The sequence below is a fragment of the uncultured Pseudoflavonifractor sp. genome, assembly GCF_944387805.1.
GTDB lineage: Bacteria > Bacillota > Clostridia > Oscillospirales > Oscillospiraceae > Pseudoflavonifractor.
In genome coordinates this window covers 1-12,868 of the sequence record NZ_CALXGI010000073.1, presented here as the reverse complement: position 1 = coordinate 12,868, position 12,868 = coordinate 1, and the positions used below count along the sequence as shown (strand labels likewise).

Annotated in this window: 12 protein-coding genes, 1 pseudogene and 1 other annotated feature; of the genes and pseudogenes, 12 read left to right on the top strand and 1 reads right to left on the bottom strand. The window is 61.4% G+C overall.

The window, feature by feature from the left end; all coding sequences use genetic code 11:
- The 10 genes and pseudogenes from Q0K06_RS12590 to Q0K06_RS12545 all read left to right on the top strand — a co-directional run.
- A pseudogene (locus tag Q0K06_RS12590) lies at positions 1–187 on the top strand (hypothetical protein); the annotation flags it as partial.
- A gap of 194 nt (positions 188–381) precedes the next feature.
- Positions 382–1,203 carry a DivIVA domain-containing protein gene (locus Q0K06_RS12585; RefSeq protein ID WP_294553126.1) on the top strand — a complete coding sequence of 274 codons (822 nt, stop codon included), beginning with the start codon at positions 382–384 and terminating at the stop codon, positions 1,201–1,203.
- 85 nt (positions 1,204–1,288) lie between these two features.
- Positions 1,289–1,518: a binding site (T-box leader), on the top strand.
- 43 nt (positions 1,519–1,561) lie between these two features.
- Positions 1,562–1,765 carry a PF20097 family protein gene (locus Q0K06_RS12580; protein ID WP_294553122.1) on the top strand — a complete coding sequence of 68 codons (204 nt, stop codon included), beginning with the start codon at positions 1,562–1,564 and terminating at the stop codon, positions 1,763–1,765.
- Positions 1,766–1,801: 36 nt separating this feature from the next.
- Positions 1,802–4,624 (top strand): isoleucine--tRNA ligase, encoded by a 2,823-nt coding sequence (ileS, locus tag Q0K06_RS12575; protein ID WP_294553119.1) that lies wholly within the window; start codon positions 1,802–1,804, stop codon positions 4,622–4,624.
- A 128-nt stretch (positions 4,625–4,752) separates the two neighbouring features.
- Positions 4,753–5,163, top strand: coding sequence for a hypothetical protein (locus Q0K06_RS12570; protein WP_294553116.1), 411 nt, complete (start codon positions 4,753–4,755; stop codon positions 5,161–5,163).
- A 163-nt stretch (positions 5,164–5,326) separates the two neighbouring features.
- Positions 5,327–5,533, top strand: coding sequence for a helix-turn-helix transcriptional regulator (locus Q0K06_RS12565; protein WP_294553113.1), 207 nt, complete (start codon positions 5,327–5,329; stop codon positions 5,531–5,533).
- On the top strand, positions 5,511–5,948 hold the full coding sequence (locus Q0K06_RS12560) for a hypothetical protein (protein WP_294553110.1): 438 nt from the start codon (positions 5,511–5,513) through the stop codon (positions 5,946–5,948). The genes Q0K06_RS12565 and Q0K06_RS12560 overlap by 23 nt, the downstream gene beginning before the upstream one ends.
- A gap of 43 nt (positions 5,949–5,991) precedes the next feature.
- Positions 5,992–6,705 carry an ABC transporter ATP-binding protein gene (locus Q0K06_RS12555; protein ID WP_294553108.1) on the top strand — a complete coding sequence of 238 codons (714 nt, stop codon included), beginning with the start codon at positions 5,992–5,994 and terminating at the stop codon, positions 6,703–6,705.
- Positions 6,698–8,317 carry a hypothetical protein gene (locus tag Q0K06_RS12550; RefSeq protein WP_294553105.1) on the top strand — a complete coding sequence of 540 codons (1,620 nt, stop codon included), beginning with the start codon at positions 6,698–6,700 and terminating at the stop codon, positions 8,315–8,317. Before Q0K06_RS12555 ends, Q0K06_RS12550 begins: the two co-directional genes overlap by 8 nt.
- 213 nt (positions 8,318–8,530) lie before the next feature.
- Positions 8,531–9,301 carry a putative ABC transporter permease gene (locus tag Q0K06_RS12545; protein WP_294553103.1) on the top strand — a complete coding sequence of 257 codons (771 nt, stop codon included), beginning with the start codon at positions 8,531–8,533 and terminating at the stop codon, positions 9,299–9,301.
- 54 nt (positions 9,302–9,355) lie between these two features.
- Here the strand turns inward: Q0K06_RS12545 and Q0K06_RS12540 are convergent, their stop codons facing one another.
- Positions 9,356–10,645, bottom strand: coding sequence for a cytosine permease (locus tag Q0K06_RS12540; RefSeq protein WP_294553101.1), 1,290 nt, complete (start codon positions 10,643–10,645; stop codon positions 9,356–9,358).
- A 258-nt stretch (positions 10,646–10,903) separates the two neighbouring features.
- Between Q0K06_RS12540 and Q0K06_RS12535 the strand changes: the two genes are divergently transcribed.
- Complete coding sequence (locus Q0K06_RS12535) at positions 10,904–11,920, top strand: LLM class flavin-dependent oxidoreductase (protein WP_294553099.1); 1,017 nt, start codon at positions 10,904–10,906, stop codon at positions 11,918–11,920.
- Between the two features lie 207 nt (positions 11,921–12,127).
- Positions 12,128–12,394: a 30S ribosomal protein S15 gene (gene rpsO, locus Q0K06_RS12530; RefSeq protein WP_294517964.1), complete on the top strand. Its 267-nt coding sequence runs from the start codon at positions 12,128–12,130 to the stop codon at positions 12,392–12,394.
- Positions 12,395–12,868: the final 474 nt, after the last annotated feature.

Here is a 12,868-nt window from a genome sequence, read left to right as displayed (position 1 = left end):
TTTGGCGCAGCCAAAACCTTGCTGCCGGGCGGATTTATTTCGCCCGAGCAGATGTAGAAATGGGGCCCCCGGACGGCACGCAGCACCGGCTGGGGAGGCCATCTCCACCTATATCATCACGCCCTACAACGTGGATATTCTCGGCGATTTAATCGACGAGCTGGAGAACAACGGGCTGTATTTCTGAGAAATGGCCACCGGGGCCCCGCCGCAGGTGGGGCGGCGGTTACGCCGAACCAAGCGTTTTGGCGCAGCCAAAACCTTGCTGCCGGGCGGATTTATTTCGCCCGAGCAGATGTAGAAATGGGGCCCCCGGACGGCGCGCAGCACCGGCTGGGGAGAAAATTTTGTACCCTTTAAAGAGAAACGGGGGAATTGGATATGATGACACCGCAGGAAGTTTCTCAGCACGCATTTGCCAAGGCCAGCTTCGGCGGCTACAATATGGCTATGGTGGACGAGTTCCTGGACCAGCTTACCGAGGACTATACCGCCCTCTACAAGGAGAACGCCCTGCTCAAGAGCAAGATGAAGGTGCTGGTGGAGAAGGTGGAGGAGTACCGTTCCACCGAGGAGGGCATGCGCAAGGCCCTGCTGGCAGCCCAGCGGACGGCGGACGAGATTGTCCGGGAGGCGGAGGAGAAGCGGTCCAAGCTCATCGGCACCGCTGAAGGCGAAGCCCGGGCCAAGGTTGACGGCCTGCGCAAGGAGCTGGAGAATGAGCAGCTGCGCCTGAACGCGGCAAAAGAGTCCACCGCCGCCTATGTGGCCAAGCTGAAAGAGCTCTACCAGCACGAGATGGACTATCTCAACGGCCTGTCTCAGCTGACTGCCCCTGCCCCCAGCCAGACTGAGCAGGCTGCCCGGGACATCCAGTCCTCCATGGAGAAGATTGTGGAGGAGGAGACCGGGGAGCTGCCTCAGGCGGAGACTCAGGAGGCAGAGGATGAGGAAGAGACCGTCAGCGACAGCCAGGAGGAGGACGGCGGCCTGTACGCCGAGCTTCTGGGCATGGAGCAGAAGGATCAGCCGGAGGAGCAGCCGTCTCAGACGGAGCGCCGGGAGCACAGGGAGCACCGGGGCGACCGCCGGACCCGCCGCCGCGATGAGGACGAGGATGAGGACGAGGATGAGGACGACTCTCCCACCCGCCGCATCGACTTCAGCAATCTGAAATTCGGAAAAGATTACGAAATCAAGTGATTCCCCTTGACATAACCGGGGAAAACAGGTAAGATACACGGAGAAACGCCCTTACGGGTGTTTCTCCGTGTTTTTTGTTCATACAGCAAACGCAAGGAAGAGGAGGAGTAATCCGGCCCAGCCTGCCCAGAGAGCCGCCGTTTTGGTGAGAGGCGGAGAGGCGGACGGACGAAAATCACCTCGGAGCCTCCGGCTGAACGGGCCTGACCCCACTAAGCCGGTACGGGCGGCGCCGTTATCCGCCGGCTTGAGCGGCCGCAGCATGCCTGCGGCAAGAAGAGTGGTACCGCAGAGGTTTGCGCCTTTGTCTCTTTTGGGAGACAGGGGCGCTTTTTTGATCACAGGAGGTGCTTTCAACATGAACTGTCCCCAATGTGGGAACCCCATGCGCGAGGGATTTGTGAGCGCCGGTGGCTACCGGATTCTGTGGACACCCAAGGATCGCCGGTTCAGCGCCTGGCCCGGAGAGGGAGATGTGGTGCTGCAAAAACTATCCTTGGCTGGAAAGACCATCCCTGCCCACCTGTGCGAGACCTGCCGTAAAGTCATCCTATCGTACTAAAACTTATGTTTCATAGAAATCAGGAGGAAACAACCCATGGATTACAACAGGACCATCCATCTCCCCAAGACGGACTTCCCCATGCGGGCGGGCCTGCCCCGGCGCGAGCCCGACATGCTCAAGGCCATGGAGGAGAAGGACATCTACCACAAGCTGATCAAGAAGAACGAGGGCAAGCCCACCTTTGTCCTCCACGACGGCCCTCCCTACGCCAACGGCAACATCCACATCGGCACCGCCCTGAACAAGATCCTCAAGGACATCATCGTCAAGCACCGCAACATGACGGGCTGGTGCGCCCCCTATGTGCCCGGCTGGGACACTCACGGCCTGCCCATCGAGTCCGCTGTCCTCAAGGACAAGAAGGTGAAGCGGGAGGAGATGACCACCGCCCAGTTCCGCACCAAGTGCAAGGAGTACGCCGAGAGCTATATCGCCAAAATGACCGGCCAGTTCCAGCGGCTGGGGGTGCTGGGTGAGTGGGAGAACCCCTATATCACCCTGCTGCCCGAGTTTGAGGCCAAGCAGATCGAGGTCTTTGGCAAGATGGCCGAGAAGGGCCTCATCTACAAGGGCATGAAGCCGGTGTACTGGTGCCCCCATGACCAGACCGCTCTGGCCGAGGCTGAGATCGAGTACGCCGACGACCCCTGTACCACCATCTTCGTCAAATTCCCCGTCCGGGACGACAAGGGCAAGCTGGGCCAGTACGCCGACCTGAGCCGCACCTACTTTGTCATCTGGACCACTACTCCCTGGACCATCCCCGGCAACTTCGCCATCTGCCTCAACGCCGGCTTTGACTATGTGCTCCTTCAGGTGCCCTCCGGCGAGGTGTATATCCTGGCCAAGGACCTGGCCGAGAGCGTGTGCAAGGCCGCCCATATCGACTACGACGCCTGCAAGGTGCTGGCCACCCTGAAGGGCAGCGAGTTCGAGCTGATGACCGCCACCCACCCCCTGTTCGACCGTGAGTCCGTCATCCTCAACGGCGACCACGTCACCCTGGACGCCGGCTCCGGCTGCGTCCACACCGCCCCCGGCTTCGGCGCGGAGGACTTCCAGATCTGCCAGCAGTACGATAAGGCGGGCCTCACCCACATCGGCGTCCCCGTGCCCGTCAACGCCAAGGGCGTCATGACCGACGAGCGCTACAACGGCCAGTTCTACGCCAAGGGCAACGACATGGTGGTGGCCGACCTGGAGGCCGAGGGCTTCCTGGTGGCCAAGGAGAACATCACCCACTCCTACCCCCACTGCTGGCGCTGCAAGAACCCCATCATCTACCGGGCCACCGAACAGTGGTTCTGCTCCGTGGACGCCATCAAGGATGCCGCCGTCAAGGCCTGCGAGGGCATCCAGTGGAAGCCTGAGTGGGGCAAGGAGCGCATGATCTCCATGATCTCCGAGCGCAACGACTGGTGCATCAGCCGCCAGCGGGTGTGGGGCGTGCCCATTCCCATCTTCTACTGCGACGACTGCGGCGCCGATATTGTCACCCCCGAGACCATCGCCCATGTGGCCGAGCTGTTCCGGGAGCACGGCTCCAACGTGTGGTTCGAGCGGGAGGCCAAGGACCTGCTGCCCGAGGGCTTCGTGTGCCCCAAGTGCGGCAAGGCCCACTTCTCCAAGGAGACCGACATCATGGACGTGTGGTTCGACTCCGGCTCCACCTGGGCCGCCGTGGCCGCAGAGCGCCCCTACCTGAAGTACCCCGCCGACCTGTACCTGGAGGGCGGCGACCAGTACCGCGGCTGGTTCCAGTCCTCCATGCTCACCTCCATCGCCGTCAACGGCATTGCCCCCTACAAGCAGATCACCACCCACGGCTGGACCGTGGACGGCGAGGGCAAGGCCATGCACAAGTCCCTGGGAAACGCCGTGTCCCCTGACGAGATCATCAAGGACTACGGCGCCGACCTGCTCCGCCTTTGGGTAGCCTCCGCCGACTACACCCAGGACATGCGTATCTCCAAGGACATCATGAAGCAGCTGTCCGACGCCTACCTGAAGATCCGCAATACCGCCCGGTATATGCTGGGCAGCCTGAACGGCTTCAACCCGGACACCGACGCCGTGGCCTACGCCGATCTGATGGATCTGGACAAGTGGGCCCTGTCCCGGCTCAATGAGCTCGCCCGCACCGTGCGCAGCTTCTACAACAAGTACGAGTTCCACGGCGTCTACCGCAGCCTGTACAACTTCTGCGTGGTGGACCTGTCCAACTTCTACTTCGACATCATCAAGGACCGCCTCTACTGCGGCGATGAGGCCGGCCGCCGCTCCGCCCAGACCGCCCTGTACCGGATTCTGGACGGCATGACCCGTCTGGTGGCCCCCATCCTGGCCTTCACCAGCGAGGAGATCTGGCAGGCCATGCCCCACGACAGGACCGCCGATGCCGAGTGTATCCTCTTTAACGAGATGCCTGACTTCGACGAGGCCCTGGCCCTGCCCCAGGCCGACGCGGAGCGCTGGGAGGCCGCCATGGCCCTGCGCACTGACGTGAACAAGGCCCTGGAGATTGCCCGGGGCGAGAAGCGCATCGGCAAGAGCCTGGAGGCCGCCGTCACCCTGTACTTTGACGGCGACGAGGCTCAGGCCCTGTGGCGCGGCCCCCTGGGCGGCTTCGACACCAAGGACCTGGAGACCATCTGCATCGTCTCCCACGTGGACGCCGTCATCGGCTCCGGCGAGGGCTACAAGGGCGAGGTCGTCCCCGGGCTGACCGTCCAGGTGGAGCAGGCCTCCGGCGCCAAGTGCGCCCGCTGCTGGATGTACAACGAGCACGTGGGCGAGGACCACGACCACCCCGAGCTCTGCCCCCGCTGCGCCGCTGTTGTCAAGGCCGAGCAGTAAGAGATTCTCATAACACCGCCAAACAGGCGCCCGCTTCTGCGGGCGCCTGTTTTTTGATAAAAAGCACCGGTAAGGGTGAAATCCGTCCTCTATTTTGCTATAATGGAGTTGAAAAAGGGGGTGTGGATATGAGACGAAGAACCGGCCGCAGGCTGGCGGCCCTGTGCATCCTGGCCGGACTGCTGCTGTGCACCACAGCCGCTGTGAGAGAACCCGAAGGCGGCCCGGTCATAACCGGAGTTGAGCGGGACAAGGCTGCCGCTGCGCTGGAGATGCGGGACATGGGGGAGGCCGCCTCCATGGAGCTGCTGTATAATCTGCGGGGTGAGGCGTCCCATATCCTGGTGCTCTCTCCCCAGGGGTACCTGATTATGGAGCGGGCCACCCTGATCTGCCTGGAGGGGGGCGAGTCCAACCCCTACCGGGACTACCCGGATGCGCGGAAGTACTATGCCGGGCCTATCGCCTACTATGTGGCGCAGGACGGTGTGCTGTATGACTTACAGCGGGAGCGGGTGGCTGGCGCGCTGCCTGTATGAATCATGTCTCTGTCTCAGAACGGCGGGTGCTGCGGCATCCGCTGTCCTGTTTTTTTGTAAAGATGATTTTAATGGAAAGTTAACTTGACAAAATACGACGGCGGGACTATACTGAGGCCACAGAAAGGAAAGCGAGCTTTCCATTTTGGAGGGGGGCGAGGGTTTGAAAAACCGGCTGGAGGAGCTGCGGAAGGCCAGAGGTATGACCCAGGAGGAGCTGGCTGAGGCGCTGGAGGTATCCCGGCAGACGGTGGGCTCCCTGGAGAACGGGCGGTACAACCCGTCCATCCTGCTGGCCTTCAGGATTGCACGGCTGTTTGAAACCACCATTGAGGAGGTCTTTCTCTATGAAGAAGAGGGAGAGGAGTAAGGAAATTCTGTACTGGATCGGCGCGGGGGTCAGCTGGCTGGCCGTGCTCCTGGTGCTGGTGGGGGACAATCTGGGCCTGGAGCTGCCCCGGCTGGCGGGCGGCCTGCTGGCCGGCACAGGGGGCGCCCTGGGCGGACTGCTGACGGTCAAGGCCCTCTTCGCCCGGTACTACCGCCGCAACGAGAAGGCCCGCAGGACGGCGGAGCGGGAGGAGAAGGACGAGCGCAACCAGATGCTCCGGGGCATCGCCGCCTACCGCTGTCTGCTGGCCGCCACCCCCATCTTTATCATCCAGTGGGTCATTCTGCTGGCGCTGGACGTGTCCATGGCGGTGATGGTGGTGGTGATGTTGGCCTACCTGGCCCATTTCGTAATTTACATGTATCAGCTGGTGAGGCTCCAGAAGGAGCTGTAACAAGGGGAAGCCGCCCGGGAAGGCGGCGGAAAGTGAGAGACGTATGAAGCTCATTTTGGAAGAAATCGAGAAGCATTTTGGGGAAAAGCAGGTGCTCAAGGGGGCGTCCTTCTCCTTTGATCAGGGCCGGATCTACGGCCTGCTGGGCCGCAACGGCGCAGGCAAGACCACCCTGATGAACTGCCTGGCCGGAGAGTTTCCGCCCGACAGCGGCGCCTTCTGCGTGGAGGACGGGGACGGCCAGCGCCGCCCCCTGGCCGAGGGGGACGTGGGCTATGTGCTGTCCACGCCGGTGGTGCCCGAGTTCCTGACGGGCTGGGAGTTCGTGAAGTTCTTCCAGGAGATCAACGCCGGCAAGGACCCCAGCGGCCGCACCCCCGACGACTGGCTGGACCTGGTGGGCATTGACGCCGAGGACCGCTGCCGCCTGATGAAGGACTACTCCCACGGCATGAAGAACAAGATGCAGATGCTCTGCTTCCTCATCGCCCGGCCGCCGGTCATCCTGCTGGACGAGCCCCTCACCTCCTTCGACGTGGTGGCCGCCAAGGAGATGAAGGACCTGCTCATTGAGATGAAGGAGGACCACATCATCCTCTTCTCCACTCACATTCTCCAGCTGGCCGCCGACCTGTGCGACGAGATTGTCCTCCTCCACCACGGCGTGCTGGAGGAGGTGGACCCGTCCATCATCCACACGCCTGAGTTCGAGAACCGGGTGGTGGAGCTGCTGAAAGAAGAGGAAGGCCATGATTAAGGACGTACGCAATGTGTTCCGGGTGCAGTCGGCCATGAGCTGCAACCGCTTCCTCTTCTGGCTGAAGAAAATCCCCCTTATCCGCCGCATGTTCCCTGACCGGCTGTACGCCGCCTCGGCGGGCAAGCAGCGCCTCATGGCCGCGGTGGAGGCGCTGAAAATTCTCGGCGCCTTTGCCGGAAAGTTTGTCTACCTGTTCCTCTGCTGCCTGCTGCCCGCCATGCTGATCCGGGAGGACCTGGGCACGGCGGGACTGTGGCAGCATTTCCTCACCGCCCTGTTCTTCCTCAGCTTCTTCGGCGGGGCCTTCCTCCAGTCCAATATTCTCACCGCCAGCCTGGTCAAGTACACCTGCGTACGGCAGATGGGCATGAGCGCCCGGGCCAGTCTGGCCGCCACCGCCGGGTGGATGCATCTGCTGACCTTTGTCACCTTCACCCCGGCCCTGATGGTCTTTGCCGCCCTCTTTGGCTCCGGCTGGTGGGCGGGACTGCTCCTCTCGGTGCAGATGGCCGCCTTCCGCGTTCTGGGAGAGTTTTTCCACGTGTGGATGTGGAGCCGGGGAGAGAAGCAGCCGGGCAAGAGCTTCTGGTATATTGCGGCGGTCACGGTGCTGGCTCTGGCCGGGGCCTATGTGCCCCTGCTGCTGCCCGAAGCCCTGCCCATGGAGCGGTTTCTGTTCAACCCGGCGGTGTACATCGCGTCGGTGGGCTGCGGCGCCTGGGCGGGCATCTGGCTGCTCCGTTATCCCCATTATCAGGCCCTGGTGTGGAAAACCTGCCGGGCGGAGAATGTGTCCACCGCCGCTGCCAGGCAGAACGCCGCCCAGGCCGCCTTCAAGGACGTACAGATGAAGGACTCCGACCTAGCCGCAGAGGACGCTGGAGGCCGCGTCGCCGCCATGAAAGGGTACGCCTACCTCAACGGCCTGTTCTTCCTGCGCCACCGGCGGCTGCTGAACAAGCCGGTGAAGTACGCCCTGGGCGTGGTGGCCGCGGCGGTGCTGGCGGGCCTGGCGGGCGTACTCTTTGCCCGGGAGGCCATGGCCGGGCTGATGGCGGAGTTCCCTGTCCGGTTCCTGCCCATCTTTGTGTTCATCATGTATCTTATCTGCAATACCCTGGGCCAGCGGATCTGCAAGGCCATGTTCTATAACTGCGACATCGCCCTTCTCCGGTACGGCTGGTACCGGGAGCGGAAGGTGCTCCTGCGCAACTTTACCATCCGGCTGGGCCAGGTGGCCAAGCGGAACCTGCTGGTGGCCGCCGCCATCTGCGTGGGCACCGCTGCCGTCACCCTGGCCGCAGGCGCGCCCCTCACCGGCGCTCTGGCCCTGTTCTGCCTGGCAGTGCTCAGTTTGGCGGTGTTCTTTTCGGTCCACCCCCTGTTCCTCTACTACATCTTTCAGCCCTATACCGCCCAGCTGGCGGTGAAAAACCCCTTCTTCGGCATCCTCAACTGGGTGATCTACTTTGTTTGCTGGATGTGCCTCCAGATCAAGCAGCCCACCAGCGTGTTCACCCTGCTGGTGGTGGCGTGCACCATCGCGTACAGCGCCGTGGCCCTGGCGGTGGTGTGGGGCCGGGCGGAAAAGACCTTCCGCATCAAATGAACCCCGCTGTCAAAGCGCCCGTCCCTGCCGCCTGAACGGGCGGCAGGGATGTTTTTGCGGCCGGACAGAGCATAAATCCCATTCCGGGGCGGAGCCTTTGAAGTGCCGGGGGAAAAGTTAAATGAAAATTTAATATTTCCTTCATGTTGAACCCGGCAGCCGGGTGGTATGATATCCACAGCTCCAGGGCACTGGAGAGAAAGGAGTTTCCCCATGACAGAACAGCAGACCGCGGCATTCGCCGGCGCCCAGCAGACGGAGGCCGTCTCATCAGAGAATATTCCCGGCTTTTTTGCCCGGGGCGTGAACTTTTATAAGCTCTTCTGGGTGTTCCTGGGCGTCTCCTTCCTGGGCTGTCTGGCGGAGACAGCCTTCATGCTCCTCACCCGGGGAGAGCTGCAAAACCGCAGCGGGGTTATTTACGGCTCCTTCTCTCTGGTGTGGGGTCTGGGAGCAGTGCTGTTTACAGTGTGCTTCCACCGCCTCGCCGGGCGCAGCTCCTTCCTCATCCTGCTGGCGGGCACCGCCCTGGGCGCTGTGTATGAGTACGCCTGCTCCTGGCTCCAGGAGGTGCTCTTCGGCGCCTGCTTCTGGGATTACAGCCACCTGCCCTTCAACATCAACGGCCGGGTGAACCTGGTGTTCTCCCTGTTCTGGGGCGTGGCGGCGGTGCTGTGGGTCAAGCGGGCCTACCCGGCGGCGTGCCGCTGGATCGGGAAAATCCCCAACCGGGCGGGCCGCCCCCTCACCCTGGCGCTGGCCGTCCTGATGGTCTTTGACATCGGCCTCACCTCCGCCGCCCTGGGCCGGATGAACCAGCGGCAGCATGACATTCCCGCCGCCGGGCCGGTGGCGGAGTTTTTGGACCTCCACTATCCTGACCGGAGGCTGGAGGCCATTTTCACCAACCTGACCTACATCGGCACCGACGAGGCCAGAGAGGCCGCCGGAGTGCCCAGGCCCAACGACCTGCCGGGACAGTAAAAAGAAAAACCGCCTGACGGCTGTCAGGCGGTTTTTTTATTTATTTGCGGGGAATTACTGCTCCACCTCGGGAATTTCGAACTCCACGCCCTTCTGCTTGAGTTTGATGACATTGTTGAAGAGCAGAGAAGAGAGGAAGTAGAGCACGATACCGGAGATGACGGCCCAGAAGGTGTCAAAGTGGAGCAGGTTGGACAGAACAAAGCTGAGAATCCAGCCCACAAAGCCGGGGACGGAGAAATTCTCAGGCACAAAGTACTTCTTGGCGCCGGGGCGGCAGACCAGGTAGAAGTGAGCGATCATGATGCCGGCGAAAGGACCGGCGATGGTGCCGAAGAAGCTGAGGAAGCTGGAGAAGTCGCTGGCCACGCCGGTCAGCGCCACAACCAGGGCGATGAGCACGTTGATGATGACCCATACCTTCCGGGGAATCTTCAGCCCCAGGATTTCGGACATGTCGCCGAAGGCCAGGGAGGCGGAGTAGATGTTGTTGTCCGTGGTGGTCCACAGGGCCAGAGCCAGGATGATAACAGCGGGAATCACCAGGCCGAACCGGGCCATGACGATGACGATGTTGGGCTCGCCGGAGCTGATGGCGCAGATGGCGGCGATGAGCTCAAAGAGGCCGGAGCCGGCGATGTAGCCCAGAATGGCGCCGCCCACAATGTGGGACTTCTTTTTGTTGAACCGGGTCAGGTCTGCGGTCTTGCCCGCGCCGCCTACCCAGGTGGCAATGGCCAGGCTCATGGCCGCCATAAAGGAAATCTCATTGCCCGCAGCGGGCTCCCAGGCCAGCACCGGGGCAAAGCCGCCGTGGTTCACCAGGGTCAGCACCAGGCACAGGGCCAGCAGGGCCCACAGCAGGGGCGCGGCGATGTTGGACAGCATGCTCAGGCCCTTCATACCGTTGATGGAGGAGAGGGTGATGCAGCAGGCGAAGAGGATAATGGCCAGCGCCGAGGGGAAGGAGGGATAGAGCTGCTTCAGGTAGGACGCGAAGGAGGACATCAGCACGCCGATAAAGCTCATCAGGCTGATGCCGTTGACCACGTTGACAATGGTGGAGCCCTTGCGGCCGAAGATCATCTTCATGGCGCTGTAAGTGGTCAGTCCGGTGCGGAAGCCCACAAAGCCGCACAGAATGCCGATGACGGCCAGAATTCCGTTGGCCAGCAGGATGGAAAGCACGGTCTGAGTAAAGTTGGAGCCTTGGGCGATGCTGCCGCCGGTGAGGAAGGCGCTGACGCTGATGCACCAGCCCACCCACACGAAGGCAACGCTGGTGAAGCTGCGCCGCTCCTTCATGGGTACGGGGGTGGATAGGAATTCTTTTTCGTCGTTCATAAGACAGACCTCCTTTTCCTCTCCAGACAACACACGGAAGCCGGAGATTTAATACATTTTTATTGTAATAAAAAATTTTTAACGACGCAAGAGGGCACAATAGAGAAAATAAAATTTAGAAATTTGATGCAGTAACACATTAAACTGAAAAAAATGACAAAAAACAGACCGGTATATTGACATTTTGAAGCGTATCATAGTAAATTAGAAGCAGAAAAGTATTATAAAAAGCACCAATAAAAATGGAGGCGTGGGAAAATGGCAGAGAATGCAGTGAAAATTCACAACCTGGGCTTCGGATTTTTGGGGCACCACCCGGTGGAGGAACTGACCGAGCTGGTCCGCACGGCAGAGGAACTGGGCTTTACCTCGGCGTGGATTGCGGAGGACTACTTCTATGCCGGCGCCTTCTCCCTGGCATCCGCCGTGGCCCGGAGCACGGAAAAGATCCAGCTGGGCATCGGCGTCATCAACCCCTACACCCGCCATCCGGTGCTCTCTGCCATGGAGGCGGCGGCCCTGGACACGGTGTCCAAGGGGCGGGCCATCATCGGCATCGGCGCGGCCAACAAGCTGTGGATTGAGACGCGCATGGGCATGCCTTACAGCAAGCCCATTACCGCCACCCGGGAGTGCGTGGAGATCATCAAGGGCCTGGTGGGCCAGGGCAAGCTGACCTATCACGGCTCTGTGTTCCATGTGGAGGGCGTGGAGCTGGAGTTTCAGCCCTACCGGCGGGATCTGCCGGTGTACATGGGCGTGAAGGGCGACAAGGCCCTGTTCCAGGCCGGCCAGGCTGCAGACGGCGTGCTCATCTCCGCCGGGTGCACCCTGGAGTACATCTCCTACGCCCGCAACCTCATCGCCCAGGGCGCCCGCAGCGTGGGCCGCAATCCGGAGGAGCTGAGACTGGCCGCCTACCTGCCCACCTGCATCCGCCCCACCCACCAGGAGGCAGTGGACGTCATGCGGCCCTTTGTCCGCCGGTATCTGGGCCTCCACGGGGACAAGCCCATCCTCACCTGCGCCGGCTTCGATCCGGCGGTGCTCCGCCCCTTCCGGGAGGCCTTCCTGGCCGGAGAGACCTGTCCCAACGAGGTCACCGACGAGATGGTGGAGAAGATTGTGGTGGCCGGCACCGCCGAGGAGTGCCGCGCCCGCATTCTGGACTACATGGCCGCCGGCGTGGAGATGCCCGTCTGCTTTGAGGTGGGCGGCGGCGAGAGCCCTCTGGAGCAGCTCAAATCCATCCACGCCCATCTGATGACAGACTGATGCCCGCCGGACGGAAACAAGGGGAAAAGACCTGAAAATTGTGATTTTTCCCTTTACAGCGTGGGCAAAATATGATAGACTACCATGGCACGCAAACGTGCGCAGCCGCCTGCCGCTTAGTTTCGGGACAAAAGCCGCGTATCCGCGGGGGTCCGCCCACCCGTTACTCAGCCGCCGGGCAAATGATATGAAAGGTGGAAACCATCCATGATCCGTAAGGACGAGAAGACGGCCGTTATCGAGGCCAACCGCACTCACCCCACTGACACCGGCTCCCCCGAGGTCCAGATTGCCATTCTGACCGCCCGCATCCAGGAGCTGACCGAGCACCTGAAGATTCACACCCACGACAACCACAGCCGCCGTGGCCTGCTGAAGATGGTCGGTAAGCGCCGCAAGATGCTGGACTACCTGATGGCCAAGGACATCGAGCGGTACCGCGCCATCATTGCCAAGCTGGGCATCCGTAAGTAATGTCTGCTGAATAAACCGCAAAGCGGTTTATTTGCGCGGCAGCAGCCGCGCAATTCCATAAAACGGCTCAAAAGAGCCGATTTGTGGAATTCAGCCATTGCTGTAATGCGTATTTCCGCTGGCGCATTGAGATGCACCAGCGGAAGGCGCAAGGGGGTTAGACAATTTTGTCCCAAACCCCTGCGCCTGAGCAAAGCCAAATGGCATTGAAAGCCAGAGCTTTCAATGCTTTGGGCTTTGGTCGATACGCATTAAGTAAGAGCTTCCCGATAGGGTGGCGTGGTCATGCCACGCCACCCTATCTTGCCATTCTCCTCCGGGAGGACGGCGCGCACCTATCCGCAGGCCCCGCCGGGCCGGAGCGCTTTTTTAGCAGTTGAACATGGGCCTGAGGGATACGGACCCGGGTTCAAATGCTAAAAGGTGGGACGGCCCGGACGCTGGCCAATACCAACGAAAAGGAGGACAACCATG